Below are 17,664 nucleotides of genomic sequence, written 5' to 3'. Positions count from 1 at the left end.
GGGGGGCGGGGGGGGGGTGGTCGGGCGGCGCGGGGGGCGGTTCCTTTTATTCGCGGTGGGGGGGGGGGGGGGGGGGGGGGGGCGCCGGCCCCCCCCCCCCCCCGGGGGGGGGGGGCCCCCCCCCTCCGGGCCCCCCACCACTTCAGCGCGTTCCCCAGCGACTACCGGATGCCCACCACGAACTCCACGGGCGTGGTGACGACACGCGGGAACGCGGGTCGCATGGGCACGCCGGAGCCGGATGCGATGCTGGAGAGAAGCGGTCATGGAGATGGGGGTACCCGAAGTGACGCCCGATGCCGTCTACGTCGTCACCGACCGCCCGCGCGCGGCGCGCCGCTGCGGGGACGGCCGGTGGGAGGCGCCCGGCTGCGTCGTCTCGGTGGATTCGGGCAGGGTCGCCGTCAGCGGCGACGACCTGTCGTTCGTCGCGCTGCGCTGGCGGCGCCGCATCCCCGACGACACGCTCGTGCTCGGCGACGCGTGGGAGCGGTCGTACGGCGAGTTGCAGTGGCGCCACCCGCAGCCCGAGCGGACCTTGCCCTGGTATTGGCTGGCCACCTCGGGCGGCAGGACCTGGGGGATGGGCGTGCGGACCCGGCCAGGCGCCATGTGCTCGTGGACCGTGGCCGGGGACGGCGTCACGCTCTGGCTCGACGTCCGCAGCGGCGGGCAGCCGGTCTTCCTCGGCGACAGGGAGCTGGCGGCGGCGACCATGGTGGCCGTGGACGGCGCGGCCCGGCCGTACGCGATGCTCGAGGAGCTGTGCGCGGCGATGAGCCCGGACCCGCTGCTGCCGCGCGAGCCCGTCGTGGGCTGCAACAACTGGTACTACGCCTACGGGGAGGGCTTCGGCAGGGAGGCGGTGGTGCGGGACGCGCGCACGATCGCCGAGTTCGCCGACGGGCACCAGGTGCTGCCGTACTGCGTGGTCGACGACGGCTGGACGCACCACTTCGGGCCGTGGGACAGCGGCTTCTTCGACATGGCCGAGACAGCCGGTGAGATCAAGGCGGCGGGCGCCCGCCCGGGGCTGTGGTTCCGCCCGCTGTCGCAACCGGAGACGGTGGCCGAGGACATCGCCCGCTTCCGCTCCTGGGGTTACGAGCTGATCAAACATGACTTCAGCAGCTACGACCTGTTCGGCCGCTACGCCGCCCACGCCCCGGCCACGCTGGCGACCGGCGACACCGTGTTCCCGGACAGGAGCAGGACCAGTGCCGAGCACGTCGTGGAGCTGTACCGCACGATCGCCGAGGCCGCGGGGGACGCCCTGGTGATCGGCTGCAACACGATCGGCCACCTGGCGGCCGGGCTGGTCCACGTGCAGCGCACCGGCGACGACACCTCGGGCAGGCAGTGGGAGCGCACCCGCCGCATGGGCGTCAACACGCTCGCCTTCCGCCTGCCCCAGCACGGCCGCCTGTTCGTGGTCGACGCCGACTGCGTGCCCTGCACCCCGGCCACCGAGTGGTCGCTGAACAGGCAGTTCCTCGACCTGGTCGCCCGCACGGGCACCGCGCTGTTCGTCTCGGTCGACCCCGCCGCCCGCACCGACGCCGCCGACGGCGACCTGTCTCGCGCCGTACGGCTGGCACTGGACGGCGGCCAGGACGTCGAGCCGCTGGACTGGCTCACCACCACCGCCCCCAGACGCTGGCGGTGCGGCGGTCAGACGCTCACCTACGACTGGTCCCAGCCCTGGGGCGCCTGGCCGCTGCCCGTGTAGGGAGGGTCAGCCGATCGCGATCCACTCGGTGGAGGTGGTGACCTCCTCCAGCACCGACGGCAGCGGCTCGACGCCCAGGCCCGGGCCCGTCGGCACCGCCAGGTGGCCGTTGGACAGCTCGAACGGCTCGGTGATGTCCCTCTCGTAGTAGCGGCGCGACCCGGACGTGTCACCCGGCAGCGTGAACCCGGGCAGCGCCGCCAGCGCCACGTTGGCCGCGCGGCCGAGACCGGTCTCCAGCATGCCGCCGCACCACACAGCCACCCCGTGCGCCCGGCACAGGTCGTGGATCCGGCGGGCCTCCAGGTAGCCGCCGATCCGGCCCGGCTTGATGTTGATGATCGAGCAGGCGCCCAGCGAGATGGCGGCCGCCGCGTGCTCGGCCGACTCGATCGACTCGTCCAGGCAGATCGGAGTGCGCACCAGCTTGGCCAGCTGGGCGTGCTGGACCAGGTCGTCGTTGGCCAGCGGCTGCTCGATCAGCAGCAGGCCGAAGTCGTCCAGCTTGGCCAGCTGCGGGGCGTCCACCAGCGTGTAGGCGGCGTTCGCGTCCACCTGGAGCAGCATCTCGTCGCCGAAGCGCTCGCGCACTGCGCGGACCGGCTCCACGTCCCAGCCCGGCTCGATCTTCAGCTTGATCCGGACGTAGCCCTCGTCGAGGTAGCCCTCGACGGCGTCGAGCAGCTGCGGGATGGAGTCCATGATGCCCACCGACACCCCGCACGGCACCCGGTCGCGCGCCGCGCCCAGGAACCGGCCGAACGACTCGCCCGCCGCGCGCAGCTGGGCGTCGAGCACGGCCGTCTCCACGGCCGCCTTGGCCATCCGGTGGCCCTTGATCGGCTCGAGCGCCCGGCCCACGCCGTAGGCGTCGACCTCGCGCGGCAGCGCCGGCAGCAGGAAGCGGCGGATCACCTCCGCCGCGCCGTCGACGTACTCGGCGGAGTAGCGCGGCTCGGACATCGCCACGCACTCGCCCCAGCCCTCCGAGTCCGGCGTCACGACCCGGACCAGCAGGATGTCGCGGGCAGTCTCGGTGCCGAATGAGGTACGGAACGGTGCGACCAGCGGCATCGCGATGCGCCGCAGCTCGACTCCTGTGATCTTCACGCTTTCTCCACTACGTAGTACGACTTGTCGTAGAACCCGGTCACCACCCGGCCCTCGGACAGCAGGCTGCCCAGCACATCACGTACGGCGTGCCGCCATGCCTTTGCCGTTCCCGGGTCCGAGCGTCGCAACCCCTCCACGTCGGCGGGGACCGCCACGAGCACCGTCGCGGCGTCCACGGAGCCCGCCACGGGCCTGCCGCCCTCGTCGGCCAGGGCCACCACGGCGTCCCCGGGAGGCGGGCAGGGCTGCGGCTCCCGCCGTACCGGCCATTCGGCGAGCAGGCGGTCGGACTCGTCGCCCTGGTTGATCGCGTCGTCCATCACTCCGTAGAAGGAGGGCAGGTACTCGATCGGGCGGGCGCCCAGCTTGGCCAGGTTGAAGTGCGCGTTGCGGCGGACCAGCGGGTCGTAGGTCCAGGTGATGCGGTCGAGGCCGCGCTCGGCGGCCCAGTGGCGCTGGTGCTGCTTGAGCGCGAAACCGATGCCGCGGCCGATGGCGGCGCCCGTGACGTGGGAGTGCAGGCCGCGGTCGGCGGCGAAGAAGCCCACCGAGCCGCCGACCAGCCGGCCGTCCTCGTAGGCGCCCGCCACGTAGTTGCCGGCGTGCGACAGCGCCCGCATCATCTCGACCGTGACCGGCTGGCTGCCCTGGTCGAAGTGCCAGATGTCGCTGAACAGCGCATAAACCTGCTCGAACTCCACGATGTCGTGAAGTTCCCTGATAGCGAGCAACGTGCCGGCCCTCCGATTCCGCTTGTTGTCACCGCGACGGTAATCCACCGCGAGGTCTCCCGGATTCGTGCGGTCACACCAAGACTGGGGCGGAGCTTGGCGCATGGAACAACGGCGTACGCGATCGATAGCCTGCCGGATATGGGCGAGACGACCCGGCGGGGCGCGGTGGCGGCGGGCTTGATGGCGAGCATGGCGTTGGCCGCGATCGACCAGACGATCGTCGCCACGGCCGTGCCGTCGATCGTGCGGGACCTCGGGTCGTTCTCCCTGTTCCCCTGGGTGATCGCCGCCTACCTGCTCGCCCAGGCGGTCAGCACGCCCGTGTACGGCAGGCTCGCCGACCTGTTCGGGCGCAAGCCGATGCTGCTCACCGGCATGTCGATCTTCCTGGCCGGCTCGCTGCTCGGCGGGCTGGCCTGGTCGATGCCGGCGCTGATCGTGGCCAGGGCCGTGCAGGGCGTCGGCGCGGGCGCCATCCAATCGATCACTCAGGTGGTCGCCGCCGACCTGTACCCGCTGGAGGAACGCGGCAGGATCAGCGGCCTGCTGTCGTCGGTGTGGGGCGTGTCCGCGCTGGTCGGGCCCGCGCTCGGCGGCCTCCTGTCGGAATTCGGGCTGTGGCGGTGGATCTTCCTGCTCAACCTGCCCGTCGGCGGCGTCGCCTGCGTGATCATCATGGTGTGGCTGCGCGAGAGCGTCGAGCGCCGGCCGCGCCGGCTCGACCTGCTGGGCACCGCGCTGCTCAGCACCGGCGTGATCGCGGTGATGCTCGGCCTGCAGACCTCCTCGCCGTGGCCCGTCGCGCTCGGTGTGCTGCTGCTGGTCGCCTTCGGCTGGTGGGAACGGCGGGCCGCCGAGCCGCTGATGCCGCCCTGGATGTGGCGCAACAGGGCGCTGCTCGGCTCGTACCTGGGCAGCGCGGTCGTCGGCATGGTCCTGGTGGGGCCGACGGTATACCTGCCGACCTTCGCGCAGGGCGTGCTGGGCGCGGGCGCCATCGCCGCCGGGTTCGCGCTGGCGGTGCAGTCCATCGGCTGGCCGATCACAGCCGCGATGTCCAACCGGCTCTACCTGCGCTACGGCTTCCGCGACACGGCGCTGGCGGGGATCGTGCTCGTCGGGGTGTCGGCGACCATGTTCTCGCTGATGACGGCCTCGTCGTCGCTGGTCTACGCCGGGCTGTGCTCCTTCGTCAACGGGTGCGGGCTCGGCCTGGTGTCGGTGTCGATGCTGGTGGGGGCGCAGGAGGAGGTCGGCTACGAGCGGCGCGGCGTGGTCACGGGCGGCGTGGTGTTCTTCCGCATCGCCGGAGGGGCGCTCGGCACCGCCGTGCTCAGCGCGGTGGCCAACAGTACGCTGGCCTCCCACCTGGGCGGCGGCGCCTCGGTCGACGAGGCGGCCAGGGCGCTCAACGGCGGCACGGCCGACCACATCCGCGCCGCGCTGGCGGCGGCCGTGCACAACGTCTTCCTGACGATGCTCGCCTTCGCGGCCCTCGGCCTGCTGGCCATCCTCATCGTCCCCCGCCGCCGCCCCAGACGGAGCGTCTAGCTAGCGGAGGCTGCGGACGTCGAGCTCGCGCAGGACCCGGGAGATCACCTCGGGGTCGGCGTGCGGGTCGCGCCTGGCCTCCAGGACCGCGTGGCGGGCGGCCGACATCATCTCCTCCTGCACCCGCCGGATCGTCCTGACCCGCTCGGCGCGCTGCTCGACGGCCCCGCGCCGCTCCTCGTCCGCCACCTCCGGGCTGAGGCGCATCCCGAGCTCCACCAGGCGCCGGCCGAGCATCTCGACCACCTCCTCGGGCAGCCCCTCCGACTCGTTGATCTCGCGCAGCCGCGTGCGCGCCGCCTTGGCCGCGCGGATCGCCAGCTGCCTCTCCAGCTCCCGCTCGTAGGCCGTGTCCGCCATCACGCCGAGCCTGCGCACCAGCCACGGCAGCGTCAGCCCCTGCACCACCAGCGTCACCAGGATCACCGCGAACGCGATCGCGATGATGGCCTCCCTGCCAGGGAAGAGCGCGCCGTCGGCGGTGCGGAACGGGATGGCCAGCGCCAGCGCGACGGAGGCCACGCCGCGCATGCCCGCCCACCACATGACCACGGTCTCCCGCCACCCCAGCGGGATCTCCTGCTCCGCGGGCAGCCCCCGGCGCACCTTCTTGGCCAGCCACGCCGACGGCAGCAGCCAGGCCAGCCGTACGACGACCACCACGGCCACCACGGCGGCGCTCCACCACAGCAGCTGCCCCATCCGGGAGGTCAGCGTGTCGAGGACGGTGTGCACCTCGAGCCCGATCAGCCCGAACGCCACCCCGGTCACCATGGTGTCGACGACCTCCCAGAACGCGCGCCCGGTGAAGCGCCCGTACACGTCGTCGGCGTCCCACATGTGCTCGCCCAGGTAGAACGCGGTCGTCAGGACGGCGAGCACACCCGAGCCGCCCAGCTGGTCGGCGGCGATGTAGCTGACGAACGGCACCAGCAGCGACAGCCCGATCTGCAGCGTGGCGTCACCGAGCACCGCCATGAGCCTCTCCGCCGCCCACCCCACGGCGAATCCGACGGCCACCGCCACCACGGCCGACAGCACGAACGTGCCGACCGCCGCGGGCCAGGAGAACGCGCCGGACACGACGGCCGTGATCGCCACGTGGTAGAGCACGATCGCGGTCACGTCGTTGAACAGGCCCTCGCCCTCCAGCAGCGACACCATGCGGCGCGGCAGGCCGAGCGAGCCCGCCACGGAGGTGGCCGCGACCGGGTCGGGCGGCGCGATCAGCGCGCCCAGCGCCGTCGCGGCGGCCAGCGTCACGCCGGGCACGATCGAGTGCGCCACCACGGCCACCGCCACGGTCGTCACGCACACCAGCGCCACGGCCAGCAGCGCGATCGGCTGCCAGTTGGCCGCGAACTGCCGCCACGAGCCGCGCTGCGCCGCCGCGTACAGCAGCGGCGGCAGCAGCAGAGGCAGCACCAGCTCCGGCGCGAGCTGCACGTTCGGCACGAACGGCAGCAGCGCCAGCACCATCCCGAACAGCGTCATCAGCACCGGGGAGGGCACGCCGAACCGCTCGCCGAGCGGCACTGTGATCAGCGCGCCCAGCAGGACGAGCACCAGCAGCACGAACTGGCCCACGACACCCCCCGATGACCGCGATCCTCACCCCGCGTAGCCATCGTTCCCCATGGCGCCCGGCATATCCGGAAGGTCACCACGCCACGGGGTGGGGGATCCTAGCGGTCGAGGATCCGGAGCTCGGGCGGGCCGGAGGTGAGCAGCAGCGGACCCGACGGCGTGCACGCCACCACGTCGGCGATCCGCGCTCCGAACAGGTCCGGCACGTAGATCGCCGGCTCCAGGCACACCGTCATCCCGGACTCCAGAATCCCCTCGGCCCCGGGGTCCAGGCGCGGCCCCTCGTCCGGCCCGAGCCCGACCCCGCGCCCGGCGTGCTCGGCCCCGAACCGCCCGTACCCGCTGCCGTCGATCACCTCGCGCACGGTCGCCGCCACCTCGGCCGCCGCGACGCCGTGCCGGATCCGGACCAGGGCCGCACGGTGCGCGGCCAGCACCACCGAGTACATGGCCTCGAAGTCCTCGGGCGGCTCGGCCACCGCGAACACCCGCCCGACCTCGGCGCAGTAGCCGTCCCACCGCCCGCACAGCGACACCAGCAGCGCGTCACCGGGATTGATCACCCGATCGGAGGGGGCGTGCGCGGCCAGCGCGGTGTGCTCGCCCCCCGCGACCCGCAGCGACAGCACCTCCTCGCAGCCGCTCTCCAGCAGCAACCGCCGCAGCTTCAGCGCCATCGCCCGCTCGGTCGCGCCGAACCAGTCCAGCTGCCGCGCCTGCTCGAGCACCGCCTCCGCCGCTGCGGCCGCGCGCTCGACCGCCGTCAGCTCGTGCGGGAGCTTGCGCAGCCGCATCGGGGCCAGTACGGCGGCCGCGGGCACGAGCTCGGCGTCGATCATCAACCCGAACAGCTCCCGCACCCGCATCTCCGGATCGACGCCCACCCGGCGGGCGCCCGCCGGGATGAACGCCGCCGGATCGCCGGTCTCGACGGGACCCGCCTCCAGCGTCAACACGAGGAAGCCCTCGCCGCGCCCGCCCAGGTAGCGGAAGTCGGGGGAGGGACGCAGCACCAGGGCGTCGATCTCGGCGCCCCGCATGCGGGCTCGTACCTCCTCGAGTATCACTTCGGCTCGTGCAGCCAGCAGGCGACAGGGCCGAACGCGGGCTCCGACTCCCTGCACCTGTCCATGACGAGCGGGCACCGCGGATGGAACCTGCACCCGCCCGGCGGATCCGCCGGATCGGGCACGTCCCCGGCCAGCTCGGCGGGCAGCCTGCCCGCGCCGTCGGGCTTCGGGATGGCCCCCAGCAGCGCCTGCGTGTAGGGGTGCTTGGGGTCGTCCCACACCTCGGCCGTGTCGCCCACCTCGACGATCTTGCCCAGGTACATCACCGCGATCCTGTCCGCGATCAGCCGCACCACGGACAGGTCGTGGCTGATGAACAGCAGGCCCGCGCCCGAATCCACCGCCAGGTCCCGCATCAGCGTGGCCACCTGCGCCTGGGCCGAGGCGTCCAGCGCTGAGATGGGCTCGTCGCCGATCAGCAGCCGGGGCTTGGCCGCCAGCGCGCGGGCGATCGCGATGCGCTGGCGCTGGCCGCCGGAGAACTCGTGGGGATGCCGGTCGGCGAACTCGCGCGGCAGGCCCACCCGCTCGAGCAGGTCCGCGGGCTTGGCCCGGTCACCGGACACGCGCAGGCCGTCGGCGATCTGGTCGCCCACCTTCCTGCGCGGGTTGAGCGAGGCGTACGGGTCCTGGAAGACCATCTGGATGCCCGTCAACCTCCTGCGGCGCAGGCCGAGCGGGGTCACCGGCTGTCCGTCGAACGTGATCGAGCCCTCGGTGACCGGGTTCAGCCCACAGACTGCGCGGGCGAGCGTGGACTTGCCGCAGCCCGACTCGCCCACCAGGCCGACCACCTCGCCCGCCCGCACGGACAGGCTGGCGCCCGCCACCGCGCGGACGACCGGCCGCCCGGGGGAGCGGTGCTCGACCGCCAGCTCGTCGATCGTGAGCAGACTCATCAGGAACCCTCCTGGGTCGTCCTCGACTCCGGCAGGGAGTCGAGGAGCGCGCGGGTGTAGGCGTGGCCGGGGTTCGTGAGCACCTGGGCCCGCGGGCCGGACTCCACGACCAGGCCGTCCTTCATCACGCTGACCTGGTCGGCGACCGCCGACATCACGCCCAGGTCGTGCGTGACCAGCACGATCGCCAGTCCCAGCTCGTCGCAGAGGCCGCGCAGCAGCCGCAGGATGCCCGCCTGCACGGTCACGTCCAGCGCCGTGGTCGGCTCGTCGGCGATGAGCACTTTCGGCGAGCAGGCCAGCGCGATGGCGATCGCGATGCGTTGCCGCATGCCGCCGGAGAACTGGTGCGGGTAGCGCCCGAAGGCCTCCTCGGCGCCCGGGATCCGCACCTTGCCCAGCAGCTCCACCGCCCGCGCCTTCGCCTCGGCCTTGCCGAGGCCCAGGTGGTGGCGCATGTGCTCGGTCAGCTGCTTCCCGATGGTCAGCATCGGGTGCAGGCTGGTGGCGGGGTCCTGGAAGACCATCGCCACCTCGCCGCCGCGCACCTTGTTCAGCTCCTTGGGCGTCAGCGCGAGCAGGTCGCGCTCGCCGAGCGCGATCCGTCCCGTCGTCCGCGCGCCGTGCGGGAGCAGTCCCAGCACGGCCAGGCCGGTCATGGTCTTGCCCGACCCGCTCTCCCCGGCCAGTCCGTGCACGGTGCCGGGCTCGACGGCCAGGTCGACGCCGCGCAGGATCTCCTTGCCGCGGATCGCGATCTTCAGATCGGTGATGTTCAGCATCAGAGCGCACGCTCCTTGATGGCCCGGGCCGTCCGCGGGTCGAGCGCGTCGCGCAGCGTGTCACCCAGGAAGTTGAACGCCAGCACCACGGTCAGGATCGCCAGACCCGGGAACGTGGCCACCCACCAGCTGTCGAACACCTCCACGCCGGAGGCCACCATCGCGCCCCACTCCGGGGACGGCGGCTTGGCGCCCAGGCCGAGGAACGACAGGCCGGACAGCAGCAGCAGCGCGGTGCCGATGTCCAGCGTGGCCAGCACCAGGATCGGGCCGGTCACGTTGGGCAGCACGTCCACGCGCAGCGAGCGCCAGGCGGAGAAGCCGAGCAGCCGGCCGCTCAGCACGTACTCCCGCTCCCGCACGCCCAGCACCAGCCCGCGCGTGACGCGGGCGTAGGCGGGCCAGGCCACCACGAGCACGGCCAGCACCGCGTTGGTCAGGCTCGCGCCGAGCGCGGCGGCCACCACCATGGCCAGGATGACCGTGGGGAAGGCGAACACCAGGTCCGCCACCCGCATGATGGTCTCGCCCACCCACTTGCCGAAATATCCGGCTGCGGCCCCGAGCAGGCCGCCGACCAGCACCGACAGAACCACCAGGAGCAGCGTGAGCGGGATCGAGACCCGCGCGCCGTACATGACCCTGGACAGGATGTCGCGGCCGAGCTGGTCCGTGCCGAACCAGTGGCCGGGGCCCGGCGGGGCCAGGCGCGGCAGATCCTGGGCCAGTGGATCGTGCGGGGCCAGGGCGGGGGCCGCGATCGCGATCACCAGCCAGGCCAGCGCGATGAGCGTGCCCGCTATCGCCAGCGGCTGGCGCCAGGCCTCGGGCAGCCACCGCGTGAGGCCCTTCCTGGCGAGCGTATCGTCCGTCATTGCAACCTCACCCGCGGGTCGATCACGCCGTAGAGCACGTCCACGATCAGGTTGATCACCAGGTAGACCACGCCGACCACCAGGCCGACGCCCATCACGGCGGGCAGGTCCAGCGTGGTGGCGCTCTTGTAGGCGTACTGGCCGACGCCGGGCCAGGCGAAGATCGCCTCCACCAGCACGGTGCCCGACAGCAGCGATCCGAAGGCCAGGCCCGCGACCGTGATGATGGGCACCAGCGCCGAGCGCAGCACGTAACGGAACAGGATCACCCTGGGCGGCAGACCCTTGGCCCTGGCCGCGCGTACGTAGTCCTGACCGAGCACCTCCAGCACCGCGCTCCTGGTGAAGCGGGTGAGCAGGCCGATCGTGTACAGCGCGAGCACCAGCGCCGGGGTGATCAGGTGGCCGACGGCGGAGGCGAACACGTCCCACTGCCCGGCCAGCAGCGCGTCGACCGTGGTCAGCCCGGTCACCGTCGGCGGAGCGCCGAGGGCCGGATCCACCCTGCCGCTGCCCGGCGTGATCTGCAGCCGGTAGAAGAAGACGTAGAAGGCCACCAGCGCCAGCCAGAATGTCGGCACCGAGATCCCGACCAGGCTCAGCAGCCGCAGCGCGTGGTCCGACAGGCGGTCCCTGCGCAGGGCGGCGATCACGCCGAAGGCCACGCCGAGGATCAGCGAGATGATGATCGCCGCCCCGGCCAGCTCCAGCGTGGCCGGCACGAACTCGGCCAGGTCCTGGCTGACGGGGCGGTGACTCTGCTGGCTCATGCCCAGGTCGCCGTGGGTCAGCCCCTGCAGGTGCAGCAGGTACTGCTGCCACAGCGGCTTGTCCAGGCCGTGCTCGGTCCTCCACTGGGCCACGATCGCCGGGTCGCCCAGCGCGCGCTGGCCCAGGTTGGCGGCCACAGGGTCGCCGGGGACCAGGTTGGTGAGCACGAACGTCACCAGCGTGATGCCCCAGGCCAGGAGGATCGCGATGAGGATCCTCCTGACCAGGAATCGTGCCAGGGGATGCTTCACTACTGCGCGCCGAGGGCAGCGATGTCGACGGTCCAGACCGGGTGGTACTCCAGGCCCGTGACCGAGGAGGCCGTCACGATGTTCTGGCTCGGCTGGATCAGCGGGATGAACGGGCCGGAGGCGTTCAGCTTGGTCTGCACGTCGGCGTAGGCCTGCTTGCGGGCGTCGTCGCCGATCGCCGTCGCGGCCTTCTCACCGGCGGCCTCGATGTCCTTGGCCGCGCCTTCCTTCCAGCCGGCCCGCTTACCGACGGTCTTGCCGGGCAGGAACGCCAGGTAGTCGCTCGGGTCCGGGTAGTCCGGGCCCCAGTACCACAGGCCCAGCTCCTCCTTGCCGTTGCGGTAGTTGTCCAGGGCCGTGGTGATCGGGGCGGGCGCCAGGTCCACCGTGATGCCGACCTCCTTCAGGTTGGCCTGGATGCGCTCGGCCAGCGGCTGGAACGACAGCCCGTTGACGGTCAGCTCGCTGGGGTACTCCAGCTTGACCGTCGGGTTCGACACGCCGCTCTCCGCCAGCGCCTTCTTGGCGCCCTCGACGTCGCGCTTGGCCGCCTGGTCGGCGGGCAGCGCGCCGAGCAGCTGCGACGGGATCACGCCCGGCGACTGCGTCGCGCCCTCACCGGCCAGCTCCAGCAGGCCCGCGTAGTCCACGCCCTTGCGGACCGCCTCGACGAACTTGGCGTTCGGCGTGGTCTTGCTGATCGCCGAGTCCTGGTTGGCCAGCAGGAAGATGACGTTGGCCGAAGCGGTCTTCTTGACCGTCAGGTTGGCCGGCATCCCCTTGACCTGGTCGCCCGACAGGTTGAGCGCCACCTGGCTGTCGCCGCGCTGGACGTTCAGCTTCTGTGTGGCGCCCTCGACGTTGCGGATGACGACCTTCTCGTAGGTCGGCTTGGTGCCGTAGTACTTGGGGTTGGCCTTGAGCACGACCTGGCTGCTGACGTTGAACGAGTCGATCGTGTAGGGGCCCGAGCCCGCCGAGGCGGAGTTCAGGTACTGCTCGGCCTTGTCCTGCGCGTCGGTCGTGCCGCCGTGCTCCTTGACGACCTTGCTGTTGACGATGCCCAGCGCGGGGTTCGGCAGGATGTACGGCAGAGCCGGGTTGGCCGTCTTGGAGGTCAGGGTGACCGTGGAGTCGTCGGTCTTGGCCACGTCCACGCCGTCGAGCAGGAAGGACGGGGTGCCCTTCATGTCGCGCACCCGGGTCAGGGAGAACACCACGTCGTCGGCGGTGATCGGCGAGCCGTCGGAGAAGGTCGCGCCCTTCTTCAGCTTGAGCGTCAGCTTCTTGCCGTCGCTGGACAGCTCGTACGACTCGGCCAGCTGCGGCACCGGCTTGGTCACGTCGGCGCCCTGGAAGGTGAGGAGCGTCTCGTAGGCCGCCTTGTCGACGAACAGACCGGTCGGCTCATAGGTGCGGCCGGGGTCGGCGGTCTTCAGGTCGAAGGACGTGTCGATGACCAGGGTCTTGCCGCCACCGCCCGCGGCGGCAGGGGCCTTGGATCCGCCGCCGCTGCCGCAGGCGGCGAGGGCGAGTGCACCGGCGAGCAGTACAGCCGCCGTCTGCGAGCGGGTCGCCATGATTGTCCTCCAGGTGGACGATTGGCCAAATGATGTCCGGGATTGTCCGGCAGAGTGTCCAGGTCCCGTGCAGTCACCGAGACGGATATAAAGGGGCGGGAGGTAATGATGAGTGAAATTTCTAGGAACGATGGCACAGCTGGCGGTCAAACTGGACGGATCGGTATCGGCCTCGAGCTGGATGCCGTCCATATGAAGATCCTCGAGGTCCTGCGCGAGAACGGCAGGATCTCGGTCGCCGCGCTGGCCGAGCGGGTGGGCATCTCCCGTGCCAACGCCTACACCCGCTTCGAGGCGCTGCGCGCGGACGGCGTGATCAAGCGCTTCACCGCCGAGATCGACCACGTGCGCACCGGGCTCGGCATCACGGCGCTGATCTTCGTGACCGTGCGGCAGCAGATGTGGAAGCAGTTCAGGGCCGAACTGGCCAGGATGCCCGAGGTCGAGTACTGCGCGATCACGACCGGCCAGCACGATGCGATGATCCAGGTCAGGGTGGCCGACGTGGCCGAGGTGCACACCATGGTCACCGACCGTCTGGCCAACATCCCCGCGGTCAAGGCCACCGAGACGGTCTTCATCCTGGACGAGGTGCTGCAGCGCCCCTACGTGCTGCCCTCGGACCGGCGCCCTGCGCGCCCGGCCCGGCGCCCGGCGCAGGACGGCGCGGGCGACGTGCCGCTCGGCAAGATGCGTTTCGTGGGCGCCGCGGAGGGTCGCGGCGCCCTGCAGAAGGACTAGGCGCCCGGTTCCTCAACGCAGACGCTGACGTGCTGGGTGTCGTCCCCGTCGAACTGGAACTCCTCCACCAGGCGCAGGCGGCCGTCGGCCTCCTTCTCGATGCGGCTGCTGCTCTGGCCGCCGGCCCGGCCGCCCGCCTTGAGGGCGTGCACGTAGGAGATCGTGATCTGGTCGCCGTCCCTGGTGCCGACGAATCGGCCGTGAGTGACGGTGTCGCCGGTGTAGCTTCCCCAGATCAGGCCGTCCTCCTCCCGGTAGAGAAACTCCGTGGGCCCGTCGGGGTCCACCTCGCTCGCCGTCGAGCTCACCATCACGAATTTGCGGCCATTGAGATTCACGGCGGCCATGGTGCTGATATTTCCGGCATCAAGCTAGTTGGCTGGACGGATCGCGTGGCGCGCCGTTTCAGAGAGGAAGATCTGTCCAAATCTGGGACAACGGGGGTAGCGGGCGCATCTGTTTGTTCGCAGGCGCGGTGGCTGCTGTGCGTGATAGATACGTCACTCACAGTCAACCTAGCCTGGGGAGAGCTTTCATGGTTGCGTACGCCCTCGCGATGGCGGCGGCAGTGGGCGTGGTGGCGATCACCGCCATCCTGTTCAGGACGTTGAAGCGGGGCAGCGACGACGGCGATCCCGGTGGCCCGACGGCCGGCCACGCGGGGGCGATGCTGTCGGCGCTGTTCCTGCTGGTGTTCGCCATCGCCATCATCGTGCCGTGGACCACGGCCGACGCCGCCAGGCAGAACACGCACGTGGAGGGCCAGGCGGCCGTCGACGCGTACTGGTCGGCCGGCGACCTGCCCGGCGCGGCGGGGGAGCGGCTGCGCCAGGGGCTGCGCGACTACGTCGGGTTCGTCGTCTCCGACGAGTGGCCCTACCTCGAGCGCGGGCGGCTCGACCCGGCCGGCAACGAGCGGCTCGACGCGATGCGCGGCGACGTGGCCCAGATCAAGACCGTCGGCGACGACCAGCGCGAGGCGCAGGGCGAGGTGCTCGATCACCTGCGCGAGCTGTCGGCCGCCAGGGCCCAGCGCGGCGCCGACGCCGCGACCACGCCGCCGGACGGCCTGCTGCTGCTCACGATCCTGACCGGCCTGGTCATCATCGTCTTCCCGTTCCTGGCCGGCGCCAGGCCGCGCGGGCTGGCCATCCTGCCGCTGGTGGCGATGGCGGCCATGCTCGGCTTCGGGGTCTACCTGACATGGGACATCTCGCACGTCTTCGCCGGGCCGCTGGCGGTGGGGCCTGACGCGTTCCGCTCGGCCCTGCAGGAGTTCGCCCGGATCTCCGGGGGCGTCTGACCGTGGCCGGGCCGCGCACGCCGCTCGTGCTCGCGTTCACACTCATGACCCTTCTCGTCGCGGTCCCCACCACCGCCTCCGCCCTCGCCCCCACTTTCGATACGGCGAGCCAGGGCACCCCGACCACCCCCGTGGGCATGCCGATCCCGCGCGCCGCCGTGGGCTCGGCGGGATCGGCCGGCCCGGGCGTCGTCTGGGTGGCGGCTCCGTTGAGGCCGGGTGCCTCCTTGGAGGCGGGTCAGGTCCGGCCGCGGGCCTCGGTCGGGGGCGAGGGGCAGGGGGATTCCGGGGTTTCTGTGAGCACGGACGTGGGTGACATGGTCGTGGCAGGGCCGGGGGTCGGCGTCTGCATTGACGTGTCGGGTGTCGTCGTGGTCGCGATCGGCGCGTGCGGTGAGCCGCCCGCGTTGCCTGCCCCCGCTCCGGAGCCGACCCCCACGCCTACTCCGACGCCCACGGTCAGCCCGAAGCCCACGCCTACCCCGACCCCTAGACCGGTGCCCACGCCGACCCCGGCTCCGACGCCGAGCAGGCGGGTGGTCATCGCCCCAGCGCCCACGCCCACGGTGAAGCCGCCCACGCCGCGGCCCTCGCACGTGCGGCTCCAGCATGCGGCCCCGCCGCCACCCAGGAGGAGGACCCCGCTGGCGACGGTGCTCATCATGGTGGTCATCAGCACCGTGATCGCCACCACCGGCGCCATCGCCTTCGGCGCCAGATAACAAGCCCACCACCGCGCCACGAAACGTGCCACCGCGCCCGGGCCCTTGATGCCAGGTTCCTGGTCGCCGTGGCGGCGGAATCCTGTGGTGTGCCACGGCGCCTGGGTCCCTGATGCCTGTGTCCTGGGCGCCGTGGCGGCGAGTTGGTGTCATCGACTCGCCGGGAGCGCCGGTCGCGGGTCCTCAGCCGGAGTGCGGAGGGCGGCCGGTGGGGCGGCTTGCCGTACAAGAGCGAAAGAACCTCTATGCCGTGCGAGAGCGATAGAACCTCTATGCCGTGCGAGAGCGATAGAACCTCTGTGCCGTGCGAGAGCGATGGGAGCCAAACGAAGCGGGCTCAGCTGCCCGGGCCGACTCGGGTCATCTGCTCGTTCATGATGAGGAAGGCGCCCAGGCCGTGGAAGTCGTTGGTGTTGCGGGCGCGGTTGAAGTAGTAGCTCAGCGTGTCGTCCACGTTCGTGCCCTCGCTGATGTCGGTGATGTTGGTGCGGCCGTCCGAGCCGAGCGAGATCCGCGCGAGCACCCCCTGGTAGCCGCGGTCGGCGTAGACCCGGTAGGACGGGTCGACGTAGCCGCGCTCGACCGAGCGGGAGATCGTGTACGTGTACATCGCCGAGCACGAGGTCTCGGTCCAGTTGGCGGAGTTGGTCGGCTCGGTCACCACCTGGAACCAGCGGCCCGTGCCCGGGTCCTGCCAGCGCGCGTACGCGGGGACGAGCTCGCGCAGCATGTCGATCAGCGCCTGCCTGTCGGGGTGGTCGGCCGGGATGAGGTCGAGGATGTCGAGCGTGGCCATGCCGAACCAGCCGATCGCCCGGCACCAGGAGATGCCGTTGGTGTTGCCGAGTGACGGCTTCACCCAGGAGGCCGTCAGCCCGCCGGGCTCGTCGTAGGCGTGGTAGAGCAGCCCGGCCGCCGTGCCCGAGGTCCTGTGCAGGTGGCTGTAGTACACCTTGAGCTGCTTGGCCGGCTCGGTCCTGGTGAAGGTGTCGGCCTGGACCCAGGCGCCGTACCTGGCCACGAACGGGTCGGCCATGTAGGTGCCGTCGGCCCACAGCTGGCCCTGGCGCGAGTCGGAGGTGGAGTGCCACCAGCCGCCGTCGGCGGTGCGCGGGTAGGTGTTCAGCCGGGTGCGGATCTTCGCGGCGGCGGTTCGGTACTTGGCCTGTCCCGTCTCCTTGTACAGGGCGAGCAGCACGTTGCCCGACTGCATGCTGTCGAGGTTGTTGAAGCTCTGCGAGATGTTGCCGGAGGAGTCGACGAAGCGGTCGGCCCAGTCCTTGATGTACTGCAGGTAGCGCGGGTCGCCGGTGCGCTGCCAGACCAGGTACTGCCCCCACAGGTACAGCCCGCGCTGGTATCCCCAGCTGCCCAGCGCGGCGGGCGTGTAGCGGGCCATCGTCGACTCGACCAGCGCCTTGGACCAGTCGGTGCCCCCGCCGCCGCCCGTGTCGAGGGTGAGCGAGTCGACGTTGGGCCCGCCGTTGGCGGTGGTCGCGGTGGCGGTGACCGTGTTCGTGCCGGAGGCCAGCGAGACCGGCAGGTTCAGGGTGCGCCAGGTGTCCCAGTTGCCGGTGCCGGGGAACGAGCGGTTGACGGTCGTGCCGTTGACCGTGATGTCCATCGGACGGTCGGTCGTGGTCCCGTTGGCGTAGCGCAGCACCAACGTGACCGACTCGGCCTGCGACGACGGGATGCTCCACGTCACCGACGAGCCGGTCACGTTGTCGTAGTTGACGAACCCGGTGCCGGTGAAGCCTGCGTGGTTGGACTCCACCACTCCCTGGGAGATCGTGGCGTTCTCCGCCTCGTAGAGGGTGGTGGCGGCAGAGGCGGGCACCGGCGGGATGAGCAGCACGCCCACCGCCAAGGCGGCGACATGTCGGAATCTGGGGGACACAGGGTTCTCCTCATAAGGCTTGACCGTAAGTGATGCCTCCGGACAGGAGGACAGAT

General features: G+C 71.5%; 16 protein-coding genes. 5 read left to right on the top strand and 11 right to left on the bottom strand.

What is annotated here, in order from left to right:
• Positions 1-265 precede the first annotated feature (265 nt).
• Complete coding sequence (locus ACIBHX_RS15940; protein WP_397067809.1) at positions 266-1,729, top strand: hypothetical protein; 1,464 nt, start codon at positions 266-268, stop codon at positions 1,727-1,729.
• Between the two features lie 6 nt (positions 1,730-1,735).
• On the opposite strand, the gene menC is transcribed toward ACIBHX_RS15940, so the two are convergent.
• The gene (gene menC, locus ACIBHX_RS15935; protein ID WP_397067808.1) at positions 1,736-2,839 is read right to left on the bottom strand and encodes an o-succinylbenzoate synthase; all 1,104 of its coding nucleotides are present in this window, start codon (positions 2,837-2,839) and stop codon (positions 1,736-1,738) included.
• Positions 2,836-3,621 carry a GNAT family N-acetyltransferase gene (locus tag ACIBHX_RS15930; RefSeq protein WP_397067807.1) on the bottom strand — a complete coding sequence of 262 codons (786 nt, stop codon included), beginning with the start codon at positions 3,619-3,621 and terminating at the stop codon, positions 2,836-2,838. The genes menC and ACIBHX_RS15930 overlap by 4 nt, the downstream gene beginning before the upstream one ends.
• Here ACIBHX_RS15930 and ACIBHX_RS15925 point away from each other — a divergent pair.
• Entirely contained in the window at positions 3,550-5,127 is a 1,578-nt protein-coding gene (locus ACIBHX_RS15925; protein ID WP_397067806.1) for an MFS transporter, read from the top strand. The genes ACIBHX_RS15930 and ACIBHX_RS15925 overlap by 72 nt on opposite strands.
• Here the strand turns inward: ACIBHX_RS15925 and ACIBHX_RS15920 are convergent, their stop codons facing one another.
• From ACIBHX_RS15920 to ACIBHX_RS15890, 7 genes are all read right to left on the bottom strand, one after another.
• Entirely contained in the window at positions 5,128-6,714 is a 1,587-nt protein-coding gene (locus ACIBHX_RS15920; protein ID WP_397067805.1) for a Na+/H+ antiporter, read from the bottom strand. It abuts the gene before it with no gap.
• A gap of 98 nt (positions 6,715-6,812) precedes the next feature.
• Positions 6,813-7,754 (bottom strand): M24 family metallopeptidase, encoded by a 942-nt coding sequence (locus ACIBHX_RS15915; protein WP_397067804.1) that lies wholly within the window; start codon positions 7,752-7,754, stop codon positions 6,813-6,815.
• A 23-nt stretch (positions 7,755-7,777) separates the two neighbouring features.
• A complete protein-coding gene (locus ACIBHX_RS15910) occupies positions 7,778-8,683 on the bottom strand; it encodes an ABC transporter ATP-binding protein (protein WP_397067803.1) in 906 nt (301 codons plus the stop codon).
• Positions 8,683-9,465: an ABC transporter ATP-binding protein gene (locus tag ACIBHX_RS15905; protein WP_397067802.1), complete on the bottom strand. Its 783-nt coding sequence runs from the start codon at positions 9,463-9,465 to the stop codon at positions 8,683-8,685. Before ACIBHX_RS15905 ends, ACIBHX_RS15910 begins: the two co-directional genes overlap by 1 nt.
• The gene (locus tag ACIBHX_RS15900; protein WP_397067801.1) at positions 9,465-10,340 is read right to left on the bottom strand and encodes an ABC transporter permease; all 876 of its coding nucleotides are present in this window, start codon (positions 10,338-10,340) and stop codon (positions 9,465-9,467) included. Before ACIBHX_RS15900 ends, ACIBHX_RS15905 begins: the two co-directional genes overlap by 1 nt.
• Complete coding sequence (locus ACIBHX_RS15895; RefSeq protein ID WP_397067800.1) at positions 10,337-11,362, bottom strand: ABC transporter permease; 1,026 nt, start codon at positions 11,360-11,362, stop codon at positions 10,337-10,339. Before ACIBHX_RS15895 ends, ACIBHX_RS15900 begins: the two co-directional genes overlap by 4 nt.
• Positions 11,362-12,942, bottom strand: a complete 1,581-nt coding sequence (locus tag ACIBHX_RS15890; protein WP_397067799.1) for an ABC transporter substrate-binding protein — start codon at positions 12,940-12,942, stop codon at positions 11,362-11,364. The genes ACIBHX_RS15895 and ACIBHX_RS15890 overlap by 1 nt, the downstream gene beginning before the upstream one ends.
• Before the next feature lie 105 nt (positions 12,943-13,047).
• Here ACIBHX_RS15890 and ACIBHX_RS15885 point away from each other — a divergent pair, with 105 nt between their 5' ends.
• Positions 13,048-13,683, top strand: coding sequence for an Lrp/AsnC family transcriptional regulator (locus ACIBHX_RS15885; RefSeq protein WP_397067798.1), 636 nt, complete (start codon positions 13,048-13,050; stop codon positions 13,681-13,683).
• On the opposite strand, the gene ACIBHX_RS15880 is transcribed toward ACIBHX_RS15885, so the two are convergent.
• Positions 13,680-14,021 carry a hypothetical protein gene (locus ACIBHX_RS15880; protein WP_397067797.1) on the bottom strand — a complete coding sequence of 114 codons (342 nt, stop codon included), beginning with the start codon at positions 14,019-14,021 and terminating at the stop codon, positions 13,680-13,682. The genes ACIBHX_RS15885 and ACIBHX_RS15880 overlap by 4 nt on opposite strands.
• Positions 14,022-14,218: 197 nt before the next feature.
• Between ACIBHX_RS15880 and ACIBHX_RS15875 the strand changes: the two genes are divergently transcribed.
• Together ACIBHX_RS15875 and ACIBHX_RS15870 are read left to right on the top strand one after the other, a co-directional pair.
• Positions 14,219-14,986: a hypothetical protein gene (locus ACIBHX_RS15875; RefSeq protein ID WP_397067796.1), complete on the top strand. Its 768-nt coding sequence runs from the start codon at positions 14,219-14,221 to the stop codon at positions 14,984-14,986.
• Between the two features lie 44 nt (positions 14,987-15,030).
• Positions 15,031-15,708, top strand: a complete 678-nt coding sequence (locus ACIBHX_RS15870) for a hypothetical protein (RefSeq protein ID WP_397067795.1) — start codon at positions 15,031-15,033, stop codon at positions 15,706-15,708.
• Positions 15,709-16,045: 337 nt separating this feature from the next.
• Here ACIBHX_RS15870 and ACIBHX_RS15865 read toward each other — a convergent pair whose 3' ends face one another.
• On the bottom strand, positions 16,046-17,608 hold the full coding sequence (locus tag ACIBHX_RS15865; RefSeq protein ID WP_397067794.1) for a glycoside hydrolase family 88 protein: 1,563 nt from the start codon (positions 17,606-17,608) through the stop codon (positions 16,046-16,048).
• Positions 17,609-17,664 lie beyond the last annotated feature (56 nt).

The sequence above is a fragment of the Nonomuraea sp. NPDC050536 genome (assembly GCF_044457685.1).
In the GTDB taxonomy this organism is placed as follows: domain Bacteria; phylum Actinomycetota; class Actinomycetes; order Streptosporangiales; family Streptosporangiaceae; genus Nonomuraea.
Note: the sequence above shows the minus strand (reverse complement) of the source record. Positions and strands in the feature narration are given on the sequence as shown.

Bases quoted from the DNA above. Each gene is read 5' to 3' on its own strand.
- ACIBHX_RS15900 (WP_397067801.1), bottom strand. From the start codon at position 10,340: ATGACGGACGATACGCTCGCCAGGAAGGGCCTCACGCGGTGGCTGCCC.
- ACIBHX_RS15875 (WP_397067796.1), top strand. From the start codon at position 14,219: ATGGTTGCGTACGCCCTCGCGATGGCGGCGGCAGTGGGCGTGGTGGCG.
- ACIBHX_RS15885 (WP_397067798.1), top strand. From the start codon at position 13,048: ATGATGAGTGAAATTTCTAGGAACGATGGCACAGCTGGCGGTCAAACT.
- ACIBHX_RS15890 (WP_397067799.1), bottom strand. From the start codon at position 12,942: ATGGCGACCCGCTCGCAGACGGCGGCTGTACTGCTCGCCGGTGCACTC.
- ACIBHX_RS15905 (WP_397067802.1), bottom strand. From the start codon at position 9,465: ATGCTGAACATCACCGATCTGAAGATCGCGATCCGCGGCAAGGAGATC.
- ACIBHX_RS15915 (WP_397067804.1), bottom strand. From the start codon at position 7,754: ATGCGGGGCGCCGAGATCGACGCCCTGGTGCTGCGTCCCTCCCCCGAC.
- ACIBHX_RS15910 (WP_397067803.1), bottom strand. From the start codon at position 8,683: ATGAGTCTGCTCACGATCGACGAGCTGGCGGTCGAGCACCGCTCCCCC.
- ACIBHX_RS15940 (WP_397067809.1), top strand. From the start codon at position 266: ATGGAGATGGGGGTACCCGAAGTGACGCCCGATGCCGTCTACGTCGTC.
- ACIBHX_RS15870 (WP_397067795.1), top strand. From the start codon at position 15,031: ATGACCCTTCTCGTCGCGGTCCCCACCACCGCCTCCGCCCTCGCCCCC.